The sequence below is a fragment of the Lysinibacillus sp. NPDC097279 genome (genome assembly GCF_044761745.1).
In the GTDB taxonomy this organism is placed as follows: domain Bacteria; phylum Bacillota; class Bacilli; order Bacillales_A; family Planococcaceae; genus Lysinibacillus.
On record NZ_JBIWDA010000006.1, the window covers coordinates 15,600 to 31,797 of the forward strand.

At 39.7% G+C, this 16,198-nt stretch carries 26 protein-coding genes and 1 pseudogene; all 27 read right to left on the reverse strand.

The features are described from left to right. Nucleotides 1-47: 47 nt before the first annotated feature. Nucleotides 48-125: pseudogene (locus ACIQ1H_RS19140) on the reverse strand (type I methionyl aminopeptidase); the annotation flags it as partial. A 249-nt stretch (nt 126-374) separates the two neighbouring features. Next, nucleotides 375-1,028 carry an adenylate kinase gene (locus ACIQ1H_RS19145; protein WP_402891033.1) on the reverse strand — a complete coding sequence of 218 codons (654 nt, stop codon included), beginning with the start codon at nt 1,026-1,028 and terminating at the stop codon, nt 375-377. 69 nt (nt 1,029-1,097) lie between these two features. Then, nucleotides 1,098-2,393, reverse strand: a complete 1,296-nt coding sequence (gene secY, locus ACIQ1H_RS19150) for a preprotein translocase subunit SecY (RefSeq protein WP_173479259.1) — start codon at nt 2,391-2,393, stop codon at nt 1,098-1,100. Next, a complete protein-coding gene (rplO, locus tag ACIQ1H_RS19155) occupies nt 2,393-2,833 on the reverse strand; it encodes a 50S ribosomal protein L15 (RefSeq protein WP_402891036.1) in 441 nt (146 codons plus the stop codon). Before rplO ends, secY begins: the two co-directional genes overlap by 1 nt. 34 nt (nt 2,834-2,867) lie before the next feature. Continuing rightward, nucleotides 2,868-3,050, reverse strand: coding sequence for a 50S ribosomal protein L30 (gene rpmD / locus ACIQ1H_RS19160; protein WP_024364361.1), 183 nt, complete (start codon nt 3,048-3,050; stop codon nt 2,868-2,870). A 13-nt stretch (nt 3,051-3,063) separates the two neighbouring features. After that, nucleotides 3,064-3,567 carry a 30S ribosomal protein S5 gene (rpsE, locus tag ACIQ1H_RS19165; protein WP_024364362.1) on the reverse strand — a complete coding sequence of 168 codons (504 nt, stop codon included), beginning with the start codon at nt 3,565-3,567 and terminating at the stop codon, nt 3,064-3,066. Between the two features lie 21 nt (nt 3,568-3,588). Then, a complete protein-coding gene (rplR, locus tag ACIQ1H_RS19170) occupies nt 3,589-3,948 on the reverse strand; it encodes a 50S ribosomal protein L18 (RefSeq protein WP_173479257.1) in 360 nt (119 codons plus the stop codon). Between the two features lie 32 nt (nt 3,949-3,980). Next, nucleotides 3,981-4,520 carry a 50S ribosomal protein L6 gene (rplF, locus tag ACIQ1H_RS19175; RefSeq protein ID WP_079562361.1) on the reverse strand — a complete coding sequence of 180 codons (540 nt, stop codon included), beginning with the start codon at nt 4,518-4,520 and terminating at the stop codon, nt 3,981-3,983. 30 nt (nt 4,521-4,550) lie between these two features. Further along, nucleotides 4,551-4,949 carry a 30S ribosomal protein S8 gene (gene rpsH / locus ACIQ1H_RS19180; RefSeq protein ID WP_008181717.1) on the reverse strand — a complete coding sequence of 133 codons (399 nt, stop codon included), beginning with the start codon at nt 4,947-4,949 and terminating at the stop codon, nt 4,551-4,553. A 29-nt stretch (nt 4,950-4,978) separates the two neighbouring features. Further along, on the reverse strand, nt 4,979-5,164 hold the full coding sequence (locus ACIQ1H_RS19185) for a type Z 30S ribosomal protein S14 (RefSeq protein WP_004233656.1): 186 nt from the start codon (nt 5,162-5,164) through the stop codon (nt 4,979-4,981). 21 nt (nt 5,165-5,185) lie between these two features. Further along, nucleotides 5,186-5,725 (reverse strand): 50S ribosomal protein L5, encoded by a 540-nt coding sequence (rplE, locus tag ACIQ1H_RS19190; RefSeq protein WP_024364365.1) that lies wholly within the window; start codon nt 5,723-5,725, stop codon nt 5,186-5,188. Nucleotides 5,726-5,754: 29 nt separating this feature from the next. Next, nucleotides 5,755-6,063: a 50S ribosomal protein L24 gene (gene rplX, locus ACIQ1H_RS19195; protein ID WP_004233652.1), complete on the reverse strand. Its 309-nt coding sequence runs from the start codon at nt 6,061-6,063 to the stop codon at nt 5,755-5,757. A gap of 35 nt (nt 6,064-6,098) precedes the next feature. Next, on the reverse strand, nt 6,099-6,467 hold the full coding sequence (gene rplN, locus ACIQ1H_RS19200) for a 50S ribosomal protein L14 (RefSeq protein ID WP_004233650.1): 369 nt from the start codon (nt 6,465-6,467) through the stop codon (nt 6,099-6,101). Between the two features lie 43 nt (nt 6,468-6,510). Further along, entirely contained in the window at nt 6,511-6,774 is a 264-nt protein-coding gene (gene rpsQ, locus ACIQ1H_RS19205) for a 30S ribosomal protein S17 (RefSeq protein ID WP_008181723.1), read from the reverse strand. A gap of 18 nt (nt 6,775-6,792) precedes the next feature. Beyond that, on the reverse strand, nt 6,793-6,993 hold the full coding sequence (gene rpmC / locus ACIQ1H_RS19210; RefSeq protein ID WP_004233646.1) for a 50S ribosomal protein L29: 201 nt from the start codon (nt 6,991-6,993) through the stop codon (nt 6,793-6,795). After that, nucleotides 6,983-7,417, reverse strand: coding sequence for a 50S ribosomal protein L16 (gene rplP, locus ACIQ1H_RS19215; RefSeq protein WP_010860599.1), 435 nt, complete (start codon nt 7,415-7,417; stop codon nt 6,983-6,985). Before rplP ends, rpmC begins: the two co-directional genes overlap by 11 nt. A gap of 1 nt (nt 7,418) precedes the next feature. Further along, a complete protein-coding gene (gene rpsC / locus ACIQ1H_RS19220; RefSeq protein WP_069514333.1) occupies nt 7,419-8,072 on the reverse strand; it encodes a 30S ribosomal protein S3 in 654 nt (217 codons plus the stop codon). 3 nt (nt 8,073-8,075) lie between these two features. Continuing rightward, nucleotides 8,076-8,420, reverse strand: coding sequence for a 50S ribosomal protein L22 (gene rplV / locus ACIQ1H_RS19225; protein WP_004233639.1), 345 nt, complete (start codon nt 8,418-8,420; stop codon nt 8,076-8,078). 22 nt (nt 8,421-8,442) lie between these two features. After that, complete coding sequence (gene rpsS, locus ACIQ1H_RS19230; protein ID WP_004233637.1) at nt 8,443-8,721, reverse strand: 30S ribosomal protein S19; 279 nt, start codon at nt 8,719-8,721, stop codon at nt 8,443-8,445. 60 nt (nt 8,722-8,781) lie between these two features. Next, nucleotides 8,782-9,612 carry a 50S ribosomal protein L2 gene (rplB, locus tag ACIQ1H_RS19235; protein WP_173479256.1) on the reverse strand — a complete coding sequence of 277 codons (831 nt, stop codon included), beginning with the start codon at nt 9,610-9,612 and terminating at the stop codon, nt 8,782-8,784. A 47-nt stretch (nt 9,613-9,659) separates the two neighbouring features. Further along, nucleotides 9,660-9,944: a 50S ribosomal protein L23 gene (gene rplW, locus ACIQ1H_RS19240; protein WP_036205532.1), complete on the reverse strand. Its 285-nt coding sequence runs from the start codon at nt 9,942-9,944 to the stop codon at nt 9,660-9,662. Next, a complete protein-coding gene (gene rplD, locus ACIQ1H_RS19245) occupies nt 9,944-10,567 on the reverse strand; it encodes a 50S ribosomal protein L4 (protein WP_139859731.1) in 624 nt (207 codons plus the stop codon). The genes rplW and rplD overlap by 1 nt, the downstream gene beginning before the upstream one ends. Before the next feature lie 26 nt (nt 10,568-10,593). Further along, a complete protein-coding gene (rplC, locus tag ACIQ1H_RS19250) occupies nt 10,594-11,223 on the reverse strand; it encodes a 50S ribosomal protein L3 (RefSeq protein ID WP_139859733.1) in 630 nt (209 codons plus the stop codon). A 46-nt stretch (nt 11,224-11,269) separates the two neighbouring features. Continuing rightward, nucleotides 11,270-11,578 carry a 30S ribosomal protein S10 gene (gene rpsJ, locus ACIQ1H_RS19255; RefSeq protein WP_004233624.1) on the reverse strand — a complete coding sequence of 103 codons (309 nt, stop codon included), beginning with the start codon at nt 11,576-11,578 and terminating at the stop codon, nt 11,270-11,272. 367 nt (nt 11,579-11,945) lie between these two features. Then, entirely contained in the window at nt 11,946-13,262 is a 1,317-nt protein-coding gene (locus ACIQ1H_RS19260; protein WP_402891043.1) for a Na+/H+ antiporter family protein, read from the reverse strand. 199 nt (nt 13,263-13,461) lie between these two features. After that, the gene (locus ACIQ1H_RS19265; RefSeq protein WP_402891046.1) at nt 13,462-15,441 is read right to left on the reverse strand and encodes an FtsX-like permease family protein; all 1,980 of its coding nucleotides are present in this window, start codon (nt 15,439-15,441) and stop codon (nt 13,462-13,464) included. Next, nucleotides 15,431-16,192 (reverse strand): ABC transporter ATP-binding protein, encoded by a 762-nt coding sequence (locus ACIQ1H_RS19270; protein WP_173479254.1) that lies wholly within the window; start codon nt 16,190-16,192, stop codon nt 15,431-15,433. The genes ACIQ1H_RS19265 and ACIQ1H_RS19270 overlap by 11 nt, the downstream gene beginning before the upstream one ends. Between the last annotated feature and the right edge of the window lie 6 nt (nt 16,193-16,198).

Sequence of the window (16,198 nt, forward strand, 5' to 3'; positions counted from 1 at the left end):
TCGTTACATCAAACGGATATCTGCTGCAACTATAGAAGCAACCTCGTTTCAACATATGTTTGGATTGTATGAGAGATGTTTGAAAGACGCTCGTCTGGTTTCGCTTCACACAATCCACGGAATATACAGGACCAGTCTGGGCACTGAATCTCCCATGTTTACACGAATACCGGAATGTCTTTGATGAGATATTCATACCCGTTACACAGATGCTTCCACGAAACCCATTATACTCTCCCAAAAGTAATGTTGCACTTTTTAAAAGAAATATATACCGGGCACAATATGCTTTTGCAACTCTCAAAAAAATTATGTTTCGGTGTTGCTCCCGCATGCCTCCCGCGGAAGCAGTATTCTGCGCCCGGAGCCGGGTATCAGCTGCGGCTGCTCTGTAAAAGAGCATCAAGATCAGCAAACACTTTATTAATATCTTGCTGTCCATCAATATTTGTTAACACACCTTTTGCTTCATAGAAGTTGAGCAAAGGTTGTGCTTGATTCATATTTACTTCCAGACGGTTTGCAACCGTTTCAGGATTATCATCCGCACGTGTGTAAAGTTCGCCGCCATCTTTATCACATTTACCTTCCACAGCAGGTGGATTGAAAATTAAATGATATGATGTACCGCAAGTTTTACAAATACGACGACCTGATAAACGAGCAATAAGCTCATCTTTCTCAACTTGAATGTTTATCGTATGCTCAATAGCTTTACCAAGATTAGCTAAAATGCTATCTAATGCTTCAGCTTGTGGAACAGTACGTGGGAATCCATCTAATAAGAAGCCCTTTTCACAATCAGGTTTAGCAAGTCGCTCACGAACAATACCAATCGTTACTTCATCAGGTACTAAAGCACCTTGATCCATAAACGATTTAGCCTGTAAGCCTAGTTCTGTACCTTCATTAATAGCGGCACGGAACATATCTCCTGTAGAAATATGAGGAATTGCGTACTTCTCTACAATTTTATCTGCCTGTGTACCTTTACCAGCACCTGGCAGACCCATTAAAACGATATTCATCGGAAATAGTCCTCCCACAAAAGGTTTGCTGATTTTTAGGAAACGAGGAACGTTCCCTAAAAATCAACATTATTTCATAAAGCCTTTGTAGTGACGTTTAACAAGTTGGGATTCTAGCTGTTTCATCGTTTCTAGCGCTACGCCGACTACGATAATTATACTAGTACCACCGATTTGCACTGAAGCAGGTAGATTCATAAGGTTGATGAATATAATCGGCATTACAGCAATTACAGTTAAGAATATCGCGCCAACAAAAGTCAGACGATATAACACGCTTGTTAAATACGTTTGAGTGTTTTCACCCGGGCGAATACCTGGAATGTAAGCACCTTGTTTTTTCAAGTTGTCTGCCACATTTTCTGGATTCACTTGTACGAATGCATAGAAATATGTGAACGCGACGATCAATGCAACATAAATCAACATCCCAACAGGTTTCTGATAATCGAACGTGTTTTCAATGAATGTTGTTACATCATTTTGACCAAAGAACGCTGCTAACGTACGAGGCGTAACAAGGAACGCTACTGAGAAGATTACCGGAATAACCCCTGCAGCATTTACTTTTAACGGTAAGTGCGTTTGTTGACCACCTGTTTGTTGATTGCGTCCAGTAACTCGTTTTGCATATTGAATTGGGATTTTACGAAGTGCTTGTTGCACGTAAATTACACCAACGACAATTGCAAGTAAAATCAAAGCAAGTAATGCAAGAATGATAATGTTAATAAACAGTTTATCACCAGCACCCTCAATTTGTTGTGCATAAATTTGATTTATTCCTGTAGGTAATGCTGCAACGATACCTGCGAAAATTACAACAGAAATACCATTACCAACACCATGTGCAGTAATTTGCTCAGCAAGCCATACAAGGAAAGCTGTACCCGCTGTCAATACAATTGAAATTGTAACGTACGTTAGAATTCCCTCTTCTTTAATCAAAGATCCACCATACATTTTGTTGAAACCAAATGACATCGCGAACGATTGGATAAAGGCAAGAATAATTGTAAAGTAACGAGTAAATTGTGCAAGTTTACGTCTTCCGACTTCACCTTGCTTTGCCCACTCAGCAAACTTCGGTACTACGTCCATTTGCAATAACTGAACAATAATTGAGGCTGTGATGTATGGCATAATTCCCATCGCGAAGATAGAGAAGTTTTTCAAAGCACCACCGCCAAAAGTATTGAGGAAACCAACGAGGTTAAACTCATCAGTTGCCTTTAATACATTTGCGTCAACGTTCGGTACTGGTATAAATGTACCAATACGGAATACGATTAACATTAAAAGAGTGAAAATGATTTTATTTCTTATATCTCGAACACGCATAAAGTTAGAGATTGTCTGAAACATTAAATCACCTCAGTAGTTCCGCCGGCATTCTCGATTGCTTCTTTCGCTGAAGCTGAGAATTTATGAGCTTTTACAGTAAGCTTTTTGTTAAGTGTTCCATTACCAAGAACTTTAATTCCAGCTTTTTCATTGCTCACAAGACCAGTTTCAAGTAATAATGCAGTTGTTACTTCTGCACCGTCTTCGAAACGGTTTAATGTGGCAAGGTTAACGATAGCGTATTCTTTACGGTTAATGTTCGTAAAGCCACGTTTTGGTAAACGACGGAATAACGGGTTTTGTCCGCCCTCAAAGCCTGGGCGTACACCGCCGCCAGATCGAGAGTTTTGACCTTTATGACCTCTACCCGCAGTTTTACCGTTACCAGAACCGATACCACGACCAACGCGATTGCGTTGCTTACGAGAACCTTCTGCTGGTTTTAACTCATGCAGTTTCATAGTGGGTGGCACCTCCTTGTTCATTAATTAAAAATTAATTTTCTTTTACAGTAACTAAGTGAGCTACTTTATCAAGCATACCGCGAGTAGCTGCATTATCAGCTTTCTCAACAGTTTGATTTAATTTACGTAAACCAAGAGCTTCAATAGTTTTACGTTGTGCCGGTTTAGAACCGATCACAGATTTTGTAAGGGTGATTTCTAATTTGTTAGCCATTATTATTCCCCCCTTATCCTAATATTTCTTCCACTGATTTGCCACGTAATTTTGCAACGTCCTCTACGCGTTTTAATTCAGTTAAACCTTGAACAGTAGCACGCACCATGTTGATTGGTGTGTTAGATCCAAGTGATTTTGAAAGAATATCAGTAATACCAGCAAGTTCTAGTACGGCACGTACTGGACCACCAGCGATAACTCCTGTACCAGGAGCAGCAGGTTTGATTAGGATTTCTCCTGCACCGAAGCGACCAAGCACTAAGTGTGGAGTTGTTCCACCAACACGTGGCACTTCGATTAAGTTTTTCTTCGCATCTTCAACAGCTTTACGGATAGCGTCTGGCACCTCTTGAGCTTTACCAGTACCGAAACCAACATGTCCGTTTCTATCGCCAACTACAACTAATGCTGTGAAGCGGAAGCGACGTCCACCTTTAACAACTTTAGCAACACGGTTAATAGTAACTACGCGTTCTTCAAGTTCTCCAAGTTTGTTTGCGTCAATTCGACTCATGAAATGTGTCCCTCCTTCTTATTAAAATTCTAAACCGTTCTCACGTGCAGCTTCAGCTAAAGCTTTAACACGTCCATGATATAAGTAACCACCACGGTCAAATACTATAGCAGTAATATTTTTTTCCGTAGCGCGTTTCGCGATTGTTTCACCGATTTTTGATGCAGCTTCAACGTTGTTACCAGCACCTTCAAAACCATTTTCTTGAGAAGATGCGCTAACAATTGTTACGCCTGCTACGTCATCGATAAGTTGAGCGTAGATGTTCTTGTTAGAACGGAATACGTTTAAGCGTGGACGCTCAGCAGTACCCGTAATTTTAGAACGTACTCGCGCATGACGTTTTTTACGAACTTGATTTTTATCCTGTTTCGTAATCACAAGGGTCACTCCTTTCTAATGCTTAAGCAGCATTATTTACCTGTTTTACCTTCTTTACGACGAACGTATTCGCCTTCGTAACGGATACCTTTACCTTTATACGGCTCTGGTGGACGAACGTCACGGATATTAGATGCAAGAGCGCCAACGCGTTCTTTGCTGATACCTTTAACGATGATTTTTGTATTAGAAGGAACTTCTACTTCAAGACCATCTTCTGGTGTGAACTCAACTGGGTGAGAGTAACCTACGTTAAGTACAAGCTTTTTACCTTGTAATTGCGCACGGTAACCGACACCGATAAGTTCTAATGATTTTTCGAAACCTGCAGAAACTCCAGTAATCATGTTCGCTAAAAGCGCACGAGTAGTACCGTGGTTTGTGCGGTGTTCTTTTGAATCAGAAGGACGAGATACAGAGATCACATTACCTTCTTGCTCAATTTTCATATCTTGGTGGAAAGAACGAACAAGTTCGCCTTTAGGACCTTTAACAGTAACAGTGTTGTCAGCAGCGACAGTAACAGTTACGTTAGCTGGTACCTCGATAATTTTTTTACCTACACGAGACATTTAGTTGCACCTCCATTCATTTATTGCTAATTACCAAACGTATGCTAGAACTTCGCCGCCAACTTGTTTAGCGCGAGCTTCTTTATCTGTTAATAAACCTTGTGAAGTTGACACTAAAGCGATACCAAGACCGTTCAGTACTTTAGGAACTTCATTTGTTTTAGCATATACACGTAGACCAGGTTTAGAAATACGTTTTAGGCCAGTGATAACGCGTTCGTTATCTTTACCGTATTTTAAGAAGATACGGATGATACCTTGTTTGTTGTCTTCCACGTATTCTACGTCACGTACGAAACCTTCACGCTTTAAAATTTCAGCGATTTCTTTTTTCACGTTGGAAGCTGGTACTTCTAACTTCTCGTGACGAACCATGTTCGCATTACGAATGCGAGTAAGCATATCTGCAATCGGATCAGTCATTGTCATTACATTTACCTCCTTCCCAAATTAGGGGATTACCAGCTGGCTTTTTTCACGCCAGGAATTTGTCCCTTATATGCAAGTTCTCGGAAACAAATACGGCAAAGTTTGAATTTGCGATATACTGAGTGTGGACGACCACAGCGTTCACAACGTGTATATTCTTGCACTTTAAACTTTTGCTTACGTTGTTGTTTAACGATCATAGATTTTTTAGCCACGTTTTCGCCCTCCTTGTTTAATTACTTTTGGAACGGCATACCGAATTGTGTCAATAACTCGCGAGCTTCTTCGTCAGAATTCGCTGTCGTTACGATCACGATGTCCATACCGCGTACTTTTGAAACTTTATCGTAATCGATTTCTGGGAAAATTAATTGCTCTTTAACACCTAGAGTGTAGTTACCGCGACCATCGAATGCTTTTTTAGAAACACCACGGAAGTCACGTACACGAGGTAATGCGATTGCGATTAATTTATCCAAGAATTCATACATACGCTCACCGCGTAATGTAACTTTAGCACCGATAGGCATACCTTCACGTAGACGGAAACCTGCGATCGATTTTTTAGCTTTAGTTACTACTGGTTTTTGACCAGTGATAATTGTCAATTCTTCTACAGCAGCATCTAGTGCTTTAGAGTTTTGAACTGCGTCGCCAACACCCATGTTGATAACGATTTTATCAACTTTAGGAAGTTGCATAACTGATTTATATCCAAATTTGCTCATTAGAGCAGGTGAAACTTCATTTAAATATTTTTCTTTTAGGCGGCTCATGTGTGTACCTCCCTTCTTTTATTTACTAATTAGTCGATTACTGCACCTGATTTTTTTGCAACACGAACTTTTTTACCGTTTTCGATTTTATAACCTACACGAGTCGGCTCGCCAGATTTAGGATCGATTAGCATTACGTTCGAAACGTGAATTGCAGCCTCTTGGCTTACAATCCCACCTTGTGGATTCAATTGGTTAGGTTTAACGTGTTTTTTCACGATGTTTACACCTTCAACAAGAACGCGATCTTGTTTAGGGAAAGCAGCTAGGATTACTCCTTCTTTGCCTTTGTCCTTACCAGTGATAACCTTAACCTTGTCACCTTTTTTTACATGCATGCTGTCGCACCTCCTTGATTGGCACTGTCATGAAATTAAAGAACTTCTGGAGCTAGAGAAACGATTTTCATGAAGTTGCTGTCACGTAATTCACGTGCAACAGGTCCGAAAATACGAGTTCCGCGTGGTGATTTATCATCACGAATAATTACACAAGCATTTTCATCAAATTTGATGTAAGTACCGTCTTTACGGCGAACGCCTGATTTAGTACGAACGATAACAGCTTTAACAACGTCACCCTTCTTGACAACGCCACCTGGTGTTGCTTTCTTAACTGTACAAACAACGATATCACCGATGTTAGCAGTTTTACGGCCAGAGCCACCAAGCACTTTAATTGTAAGAACTTCACGTGCACCTGAGTTGTCAGCAACTTTCATACGACTTTCTTGTTGGATCACTTAGGTTACCTCCCTTCGGAAATTGGTTGTTCCGAAATAGTTATTAAATAATAACCGCTTTTTCTACAACTTCAACTAGACGGAAACGTTTAGTAGCTGATAGCGGGCGAGTTTCCATGATACGTACGATATCACCGATTTTCGCTTGGTTTTGCTCATCATGAGCTTTAAACTTTTTAGAGTACTTTACACGTTTACCATAAAGCTTGTGCTTTTTGTGAGTTTCAACTAAAACAGTAACAGTTTTGTCCATTTTATCTGAAACAACGCGGCCCGTGTAAACTTTGCGTTGATTACGCTCAGTCATACTTGAAAACCTCCTTTATCAGTTATTTGCACTGATTTCTCTTTCACGAATAACAGTTTTCATACGCGCGATTGCTTTACGCACTTCACGAATACGAGCTGTGTTTTCTAATTGACCAGTCGCCAATTGGAAGCGAAGGTTGAAAAGCTCTTCTTTCAGTGATTTCACTTTTAATTCAATTTCAGAAGTGGCAAGGTCACGGATTTCATTAGCTTTCATTAGATTCACCACCAGTTTCTTGACGTTTTACGATCTTACATTTTACAGGAAGCTTATGTGATGCTAAACGAAGTGCTTCACGTGCAATCTCTTCAGATACACCAGCGATTTCGAACATAACTTTTCCTGGTTTAACAACTGCTACCCAACCTTCAGGAGAACCTTTACCAGAACCCATGCGGACTTCTAGAGGTTTTTTCGTGTAAGGTTTGTGCGGGAAGATTTTAATCCAAACTTTACCGCCACGTTTCATGTAACGAGTCATCGCGATACGTGCAGATTCGATTTGACGGTTAGTAATCCAGCTAGCAGTTTGAGCTTGTAAGCCCCATTCGCCGAAAGATACTTCTTTGCCGCCTTTCGCTTCGCCACGCATGTTGCCGCGGTGTTCACGACGGTATTTTACGCGTTTAGGCAATAACATATTATTTGCCTCCTTCCACAGATTTCTTCGTAGGAAGAACTTCACCACGGTAGATCCATACTTTAACGCCTAATTTACCGTAAGTAGTGTCAGCTTCTGCGTGTGCATAATCAATGTCAGCACGTAGAGTATGAAGTGGAACAGTTCCTTCACTATAATGTTCAGCACGCGCGATATCAGCGCCACCTAAACGACCAGATACTTGTGTTTTAATTCCTTTTGCACCAGCACGCATTGTGCGTTGGATCGCTTGCTTTTGCGCACGACGGAATGAAACACGGTTTTCTAATTGACGAGCGATGTTTTCAGCTACTAGACGAGCGTCAAGATCAGCACGTTTAATTTCGATAATGTTGATGTGTACACGTTTACCAGTTAGTTCGCCAAGGTATTTACGAAGGTTTTCAACTTCCGTACCACCTTTACCGATTACCATCCCTGGTTTAGCAGTGTGAATTGTAATGTTTACACGGTTTGCAGCACGTTCGATTTCAACTTTAGAAACAGAAGCGTCTTTAAGAGCCGTTTCAATATATTTACGCACTTTGATGTCTTCGTGAAGTAGAGTTGCATAGTCTTTTTCAGCGTACCATTTTGACTCCCAGTCACGAATAATACCAACGCGCAGTCCTATTGGATGTACTTTTTGACCCACGGATTAACCCTCCTTCTTCTCAGATACCACTAAAGTGATGTGGCTTGTGCGTTTGTTAATTGCGCTTGCACGTCCTTGTGCACGTGGACGGAAACGTTTTAATGTTGGACCTTCATCAACGAATACTTCAGAAACAACTAAAGAGTTGATGTCTAGATCGTAGTTGTGCTCAGCATTAGCAACTGCAGATTTTAATACTTTCTCAACGACTGGAGACGCCGCTTTTGGAGTATGACGTAAAATTGCAACTGCCTCACCTACTTGCTTACCTCGGATTAAGTCTACAACTAGACGAACTTTACGAGGAGCGATACGTACTGTGCGAGCGATAGCTTTAGCTTGTGTCATTAGGAATTACCTCCTCTCAAAATTAGCGTCTTGTTTTCTTGTCGTCTGCACCGTGACCTTTATAAGTACGAGTCGGTGCGAATTCACCAAGTTTGTGGCCTACCATATCTTCTGTTACGTATACAGGAACATGTTTACGTCCATCATATACAGCAATTGTTAGTCCGATGAAGTTCGGGAAGATTGTAGAACGGCGAGACCAAGTTTTGATAACTTGTTTCTTCTCAGAAGCCTCTTGTGCTTCCACTTTTTTCATTAAGTGGTCGTCAACAAAAGGTCCTTTTTTCAAACTGCGACCCATGTAGGAACCTCCCTCTGTGATTCCACCACGGCTCTCACATAGAACCGTAGTTTAACCACTTTATTTTTTACGACTACGGATGATGAATTTATCCGATTTGTTTTTCTTGTTACGAGTTTTGTAACCAAGTGCTGGTTTACCCCAAGGAGTCATTGGTGATTTACGTCCGATTGGAGAACGTCCTTCACCACCACCGTGTGGGTGATCGTTAGGGTTCATTACAGAACCACGAACTGTTGGGCGTTTACCTAACCAACGGCTACGACCTGCTTTACCGATGTGTACAAGTTCGTGTTGTTCGTTACCAACTTGACCGATTGTAGCGCGGCAAGTAGCAAGAACTAAACGTACTTCACCAGATTGTAGACGAACGATTACGTATTTGTCTTCACGACCAAGTACTTGCGCAGAAGTACCAGCAGAACGTACTAATTGTCCACCTTTACCAGGTTTTAACTCGATGTTATGGATTGTTGTACCCATTGGAATGTTTGCTAATGGTAATGTGTTACCTACTTTAATATCAGCATCTGGACCAGATACGATTGTTTGACCAACCTCTAGACCTTTTGGTGCTAAGATGTAAGCTTTTGCTCCATCAGCGTAATTGATTAATGCGATATTCGCAGAACGGTTTGGATCATATTCGATAGTAGCAACTTTCGCTGGAATGCCATCTTTAATACGCTTGAAATCGATGACACGATATTGCTTCTTATGACCACCACCATGATGACGAACAGTGATTTTACCTTGGTTGTTACGACCAGCTTTGCGTTTAGTTGGTTCAAGCAATGATTTCTCAGGCTTGTTTGTTGTAATTTCCGCAAAGTCTAAAGACGTCATATTACGACGACCATTAGAGGTAGGTTTATACTTTTTAATCGCCATTGTGTTTCCCTCCTTCTTGATTGTTCAAATCATAAATCCATAAAGGATTACATTTCGAATAATTCGATGTCTTTGCTGTCCGCAGTTAGTTTAACAATCGCTTTACGACGTTTGTTAGTATAACCACCGTAACGGCCAACGCGTTTGAATTTACCTTTGTAGTTAAGAACGTTTACTTTCTCAACGTTTACGCCAAAGATTTCTTCTACAGCGTCTTTTACTTGAGTTTTGTTAGCGCGAGTGTCTACTTCGAAAGTATACTTTTTCTCTGCCATAAGTTCTGAAGAACGCTCAGTAATGACCGGACGTTTTAAAATATCACGTGCTTCCATTATCCAAGCACCTCCTCAACTTTTTCTACTGCAGACTTAGTGAATACAACTTTTTCGTGACCTAATAGATCAAGAACGTTGATTCCGTTTGCAGTTAAAACTGTTACACCAGGGATGTTACGAGCTGATAAAGCTACGTTTTCATCAAGGTCAGCAGTTACGAATAAAGATTTTTTCTCTAAAGAAAGATCTTTAAGGATTTTTGTGAATTCTTTTGTTTTTGGTGCTGCTAGTGTAAGAGCATCAAGAACTAAGAAGTTTTGTTCTACTACTTTAGCTGATAAAGCAGATTTAAGAGCTAAACGACGAACTTTTTTAGGTAATTTATAAGAATAGCTACGTGGAGTTGGACCGAATACGATACCACCGCCGCGCCATTGTGGAGAACGGATAGAACCTTGACGAGCACGACCAGTTCCTTTTTGACGCCATGGCTTACGACCACCACCAGCAACTTCAGAACGGTTTTTAACCTTATGATTACCTTGACGTAGAGAAGCGCGTTGTGCAACTACTGCGTCGAATAATACTGCTTCATTTGGCTCGATTCCGAAGATCGCTTCGTTTAACTCGATTTCACCAACTGAAGCACCTGTTTGACTAAGTACAGATACTTTTGTCATTCCTGTTTCCTCCTTTCTTGAAGTGATTAGTTAGCTTTAATTGCAGTTTTAACTGTAACTAGAGCTTTTTTAGAACCAGGAACATTACCTTTAACAAGTAGTAGGTTACGGTCCGCATCAACTTTAACGATTTCTAAGTTTTGGATTGTAACTACTGTGCCACCCATTTGACCAGGTAATTTCTTTTGTTTGAATACGCGGTTCGGAGCAACTGGACCCATTGAACCAGGACGACGGTGGTAACGAGAACCGTGGGCCATAGGACCACGAGATTGACCGTGGCGTTTAATAACACCTTGGAAACCTTTACCTTTAGTAACTCCTGTTACATCAATTACATCGCCTTCTGCGAAAATTTCTACTTTGACTTCTTGACCAACTTCGTATTCTTCAACGTTCACGTTGCGGAATTCACGAATGAAGCGCTTAGGAGCAGTATTCGCTTTTGCTACGTGACCTTGTTCTGGTTTGTTAGAAAGCTTAACACGCTTATCTTCGAAACCAACTTGAATCGCTTCGTAGCCGTCTGTTTCAACAGTTTTCTTTTGAAGAACTACGTTTGGAGTAGCTTCGATAACTGTTACCGGGATTAAATCGCCGTTTTCAGCGAAAACTTGTGTCATACCAATTTTTCTACCTAAGATTCCTTTAGCCATTTGTCACACCTCCTGTAAGTTTTAAAAAGTTATATTGTTTTTACCATTAAAGTTTGATTTCAATATCAACGCCAGATGGTAAATCAAGTTTCATTAACGCATCAACAGTTTGTGGTGTTGGGTTAACGATATCGATCAGACGTTTATGCGTACGCATCTCGAATTGTTCACGAGAGTCTTTGTACTTGTGAACAGCACGTAGAATTGTGTACACAGACTTCTCAGTTGGAAGTGGAATCGGACCTGATACACTTGCACCTGAACGTTTTGCAGTCTCCACAATTTTCTCAGCAGACTGATCTAAAATACGGTGATCATACGCTTTTAAACGAATACGAATCTTTTGTTTTGCCATTATTTTCCCTCCTTCTCGCCTATTTTCTAGACATTCTCCACGAAAATTCTCCAACGCACCGCCATGGCAAAGCGGCCGGGTGTGTCGGCAACCTCTCGTTTCATCGCAGTCAAAGACCAACATTCAACATTATATACAATAAAAAAAGAATAAGCAAGTCTTTTCGCTAAATTCTTTTAAATGTTGTAGATTTTCTTTACTACTAATATTTCTCGCTTATTTAAGCCGTTTACTAGTATATATAATTTCTAATGATTTTGCAACAGATAACCTAATACCATCAACGTTTTCGGACATTTCTAATAATGAATGTATATCTTTAAAGGATAAAAAGCAGTCTCTAAAGTTTAGAAACTGCTTTCAAGCATTATAGAAAGAATACACAAGCAATCCAACCAAAAATGACAAGCGGAATGTTTATAAAGATAAACGTCGGTACACATGTATCCCAAATATGATTATGCTGTCCATCTACATTTAAACCAGCAGTTGGACCTAGCGTTGAATCTGATGCAGGTGAACCTGCGTCACCTAACGCGCCCGCTGTACCTATTAAACATAGTATCGCTAAAGGGCTCATACCTAATCCTTGCGCTAAAGGAACAAATAAGGTTGCAATAATCGGCACAGTAGCAAATGAAGAGCCGATTCCCATTGTTACAATTAACCCGATTACTAGCATTAGGAATACCGCTAGGCTCTTATTGCCTTGAAGAAGCGCTAGTGAGCTTGTAATTAAGCTCTCTACATCACCTGTTGCATTGATAACTGATGCAAATCCATTTGCTGCAATCATTACAAAGCCAATGAACGCCATCATTTTCATTCCCTCAGATAATATCTCATCTGCTTCTTTCCATTTAAGGGCGCCTGTGAAATACATAATCATTATTCCTGCAAAAGCGCCGACAATCATAGAATCTGTACTGATTTGTGCATATAACGAAACAATTAAAGCAATCACAGTTGAAATAATAACCGATTTGCTTACCTTCACATTTAAAGTTGTAGTTTCCACATCATTATTGTGATATTTCCGTGGTTTACGATAAACAAAGAACGCTATAGCTAATCCAACCAACATGCCTAAGATAGGTATGGCCATTGCTGCTGGAACATCACTTGCCTTTGCCACCATGCCAGCATTCGTAACTTGTGTTGACACAATCTCTTGAAAAATGGCTCCGAAGCCAGCTGGTACAAAGCTATACGTACCAATCAAACCAACCGCAATTAATGTTGCGATAATTCTTCGATCTACTTCCAACATATTTAAAACTTTTAAAATAGGTGGTATTAGTAATGGAATAAACGCTATATGAATTGGGATTAAATTTTGAGAGAAAATCGCCATCATAAAAATAAGAAGAAAAATGAGTACTTTTACTAAGCCCTTCCTATTACTAGAGCCATTTTTATTTAACATATTTAAAATACCTGAAATCATCAACTCAGGTATTCCCGTTTTCGAGATGGCTATCGCAAAACCACCAAGTAATCCATAGCTTAGCGCGATCGTGGCACCTGCACCTAATCCTTCTGTAAATGACTCGACTGTTGCTTGAATACCCATGCCGCTTGCTAAGCCTCCTGCAAAGGCTCCTAACACAAGTGAAAGAACTACATTGATTCGAAGCAAACTCAATATTAACATGACAGCTACTGCCACAATTACCGCATTCATAAAGACACTTCACTTTCACACACTAGATTGTTAATATGTTAAACTTTAATATTCAGACAAACGAAAGTCAAGCAGTTCTTTCTTCATCACAAAAAGGCCGAAAAGTATGAAATCTCTCCTGCCATGTTCTCTGAGCAAAAAAACAGCATGATCTTTATCAGACCACACTGTTTTTTGGAGTTTCTACCTATTTAAATGTCTACAGAGACTCTCTAATTACTTTTTTATAATAACCAACTGACAGTACCGCAAATATTGCATATAACGCTATATAACAGCTCATCGCAATCCATAAGGGTGTTGTTAACTCTGTACCAAATAAAAACCATCCTGATTTCACCGCGAAGTAACTATGAAGTAGCCCGATTAATAATGGAACACCAAAATTAAATGCTTGTTTCATAAAGATTCCCTTCATAATATCACGTTCAGAAAAGCCAATTTTTCTTAAAATGGTATAAGCTCCCCGTTCCTCTTCTGCTTCAGACATTTGTTTAAAGTATAGGATGCTACCAGTTGTCATTAAAAATGCTAAACCTAAAAATGCTGTTGTAAAAATTGTTAAGCCAAGGGACTCGATATTTCCCTTACGCTCAGCCTCAAAGGAATCAATTATATAGCTTTGAGAATTGCCATCAGTATCTACAACAGAAATAACATTGGCGCCCGATTCTTTATACAATCTTTCAGCTAGATCTAGGTCAGTTTTTGACTGCAGCATAATAGAAGTTTGTTTATGCCAAGGGAAAAGCTTAGCCTGAGTAGACAACTTATCAAACAATGCGTCGGACACTACAAAAATGGGTCCTCCGCCTCCAGCCGTTATTGTCCCACCAATAATACTTTCCTCGTGAATAGCTTTGACATGCACTGTTTCTTTAAGGTCACCTGCAGACACTACTAAATCACGGTCCTTTTCTAAAGGAAACATCTCGGCCATATAGCCACCGTAGTTAGTTAAAATGACGTCATTACCCGAAATGGAAGCATTCGGTGATTTTTTTTGATAATCAGAAAGGGGAATTGTATAAATCGTTCCTTCCATATTATAAAAAGGGCTATCTTGTTGTTCATCAGCCATTAATTGGGCGATCGATGCTGTAACGCCTTGTAAACGATATTCAACCTTATCATAAGCGATATGATTGTCCTCTAGCTTTTTTAAAAATGCCTGGCCTTGATTTTCATGCAAAATATAATCTCCTGGTACTTGGCTATAAGCAGAAGCTTCTGAAGAATAATACGAAATATATGCTAGTGTTGTAATCCCAAGAGATACACCTGTTAAAACAGTAATGAGTGTCAATGATTTAGCATTACTTTTCATGCGATGCATAATTGGTGTTAATGCTAATACATCGTGGACAGACAAGTGTCCATTTTTCTTTAAACGAATGGTATTTAATATAAACGCTACGGAGAAACGGAAAACTAAGAACGTTCCACCAATTGTAGTAGCTAAAATTATAATCATATTTACAAATAGATTGCCTGCATTATTAATATCAAATAGCTTTGTTGATGCATAGTAGCCATATGCAATAAACACTAACCCTAAAAATCCAATAATCATTTGTAATGGATTGAATCGTTTCACACGCTCATCGGCTTGTTTAGCAGCGCTAAATAATGATAGTAGCGATACACGGTGGATCATCCACGTCATTTGAATCAAGACAACTACTAGTAAAATAGTGAAAACGATAATCGATTGCTGTAATGCCTGTGTACTAAAGGTCATCGTCACAAGTGATTCTTTTTCAAGTAAACGCAATAAAATCATTGCGATTAGGCGAGAGCTAAAGAAACCTACTACAATACCTACAACGACAGCTCCAACAAATAATAAAATACTTTCTAACGCCAATAATCGCACAATCAGACCTTTCGTCATTCCAATTAGCTGATAAAGCCCGATTTCTTTACTGCGACGCTTCATAAATAAATGGTTAGCATACAAAACGAAAAATAAAATAATAAAGTACAAAATATACGTAGCAGCTTTAAATCCTGCTGATGCAGTACCACTCTTCTGGACTGTATTGAACACTTCACCATTGTGCTGTAATGTCACAAAGGAAAAATAGAGCGTCACACTGAAAATAAGTGCGAAAAAGTATAAATAATAATGCTTCATATTTTTCTTCATGCTTCGGAACACAAGCTTACTAAGACTCATAACCGTCACCGCCTAGCACACTTTGCGTATGCATGATTTCTTGGAAAAACGCCTGTCTTGTCTTATCACCTTTATACAACTCACTGTAAATAAGTCCATCTTTTAAAAACAAAACACGTGTACAGAAACTTGCAGCTACCGCATCATGCGTAACCATCATAATCGTCGCCTTTTTCGTTTCATTAATGCTTTGTAAGTTTTTCAGCAATGCTGTTGCTGATTTTGAATCGAGTGCACCAGTAGGCTCATCAGCAAATACCATCGACGGATTTGTAATTAAAGCACGAGCAGCCGACGTTCTTTGCTTCTGGCCTCCTGATATTTCATTCGGATATTTATTTAAAATATCTGCAATACCGAGTAGATAAGTTAGCTCCTTTACGCGGCTTTCTGCAACAGCTTTTGGAAGCTTACCAATAGCTAATGGCAATAAAATATTTTCTTTAACTGTTAATGTGTCCAATAAATTATAGTCTTGGAATATGAAACCGAGCTGTTCACGACGGAAATTAGCTAACGCCTTTTCCTTCATTCCTCTTAAACTTTGGCCATTTATTTCAATGACACCTTCCGTTGCAAAGTCAATCGAACATAAAACATTTAATAGTGTCGTCTTGCCTGAGCCCGACGGACCCATAATACCAACAAATTCACCTTCATTTACTTCTAAATCTATACCTTTCAGCACTTCTTGCGCCGTTGACTTTTTACCATATACTTTTTTTACTTTACGTCCAATTAAAACTGCCACAGGTTA

What these genes read in the sequence shown, in the direction of transcription:
- rpsH (WP_008181717.1), bottom strand. Translation starts at nt 4,949, where the DNA reads ATGACAATGACTGATCCGATTGCAGATATGCTTACTCGCATTCGTAAT.
- rpmD (WP_024364361.1), bottom strand. Translation starts at nt 3,050, where the DNA reads ATGGCTAACAAATTAGAAATCACCCTTACAAAATCTGTGATCGGTTCT.
- rpsJ (WP_004233624.1), bottom strand. Translation starts at nt 11,578, where the DNA reads ATGGCAAAACAAAAGATTCGTATTCGTTTAAAAGCGTATGATCACCGT.
- rplE (WP_024364365.1), bottom strand. Translation starts at nt 5,725, where the DNA reads ATGAGCCGCCTAAAAGAAAAATATTTAAATGAAGTTTCACCTGCTCTA.
- rpsE (WP_024364362.1), bottom strand. Translation starts at nt 3,567, where the DNA reads ATGAGTCGAATTGACGCAAACAAACTTGGAGAACTTGAAGAACGCGTA.
- rplD (WP_139859731.1), bottom strand. Translation starts at nt 10,567, where the DNA reads ATGACAAAAGTATCTGTACTTAGTCAAACAGGTGCTTCAGTTGGTGAA.
- ACIQ1H_RS19260 (WP_402891043.1), bottom strand. Translation starts at nt 13,262, where the DNA reads ATGAATGCGGTAATTGTGGCAGTAGCTGTCATGTTAATATTGAGTTTG.
- ACIQ1H_RS19145 (WP_402891033.1), bottom strand. Translation starts at nt 1,028, where the DNA reads ATGAATATCGTTTTAATGGGTCTGCCAGGTGCTGGTAAAGGTACACAG.
- rplC (WP_139859733.1), bottom strand. Translation starts at nt 11,223, where the DNA reads ATGGCTAAAGGAATCTTAGGTAGAAAAATTGGTATGACACAAGTTTTC.
- rplB (WP_173479256.1), bottom strand. Translation starts at nt 9,612, where the DNA reads ATGGCGATTAAAAAGTATAAACCTACCTCTAATGGTCGTCGTAATATG.
- rplV (WP_004233639.1), bottom strand. Translation starts at nt 8,420, where the DNA reads ATGACACAAGCTAAAGCTATCGCTCGCACAGTACGTATCGCTCCTCGT.
- rpsS (WP_004233637.1), bottom strand. Translation starts at nt 8,721, where the DNA reads ATGGGTCGCAGTTTGAAAAAAGGACCTTTTGTTGACGACCACTTAATG.
- ACIQ1H_RS19265 (WP_402891046.1), bottom strand. Translation starts at nt 15,441, where the DNA reads ATGAGTCTTAGTAAGCTTGTGTTCCGAAGCATGAAGAAAAATATGAAG.
- rplW (WP_036205532.1), bottom strand. Translation starts at nt 9,944, where the DNA reads ATGGAAGCACGTGATATTTTAAAACGTCCGGTCATTACTGAGCGTTCT.
- secY (WP_173479259.1), bottom strand. Translation starts at nt 2,393, where the DNA reads ATGTTTCAGACAATCTCTAACTTTATGCGTGTTCGAGATATAAGAAAT.
- rpsQ (WP_008181723.1), bottom strand. Translation starts at nt 6,774, where the DNA reads ATGACTGAGCGTAATCAACGCAAAGTTTACACGGGCCGCGTTGTTTCA.
- rplX (WP_004233652.1), bottom strand. Translation starts at nt 6,063, where the DNA reads ATGCATGTAAAAAAAGGTGACAAGGTTAAGGTTATCACTGGTAAGGAC.
- rplO (WP_402891036.1), bottom strand. Translation starts at nt 2,833, where the DNA reads ATGAAACTGCATGAGTTAAAACCAGCAGAAGGTTCTCGTAAGCAACGC.
- rplF (WP_079562361.1), bottom strand. Translation starts at nt 4,520, where the DNA reads ATGTCTCGTGTAGGTAAAAAAATTATCGAGGTACCAGCTAACGTAACT.
- rpmC (WP_004233646.1), bottom strand. Translation starts at nt 6,993, where the DNA reads ATGAAAGCTAATGAAATCCGTGACCTTGCCACTTCTGAAATTGAATTA.
- rplP (WP_010860599.1), bottom strand. Translation starts at nt 7,417, where the DNA reads ATGTTATTGCCTAAACGCGTAAAATACCGTCGTGAACACCGCGGCAAC.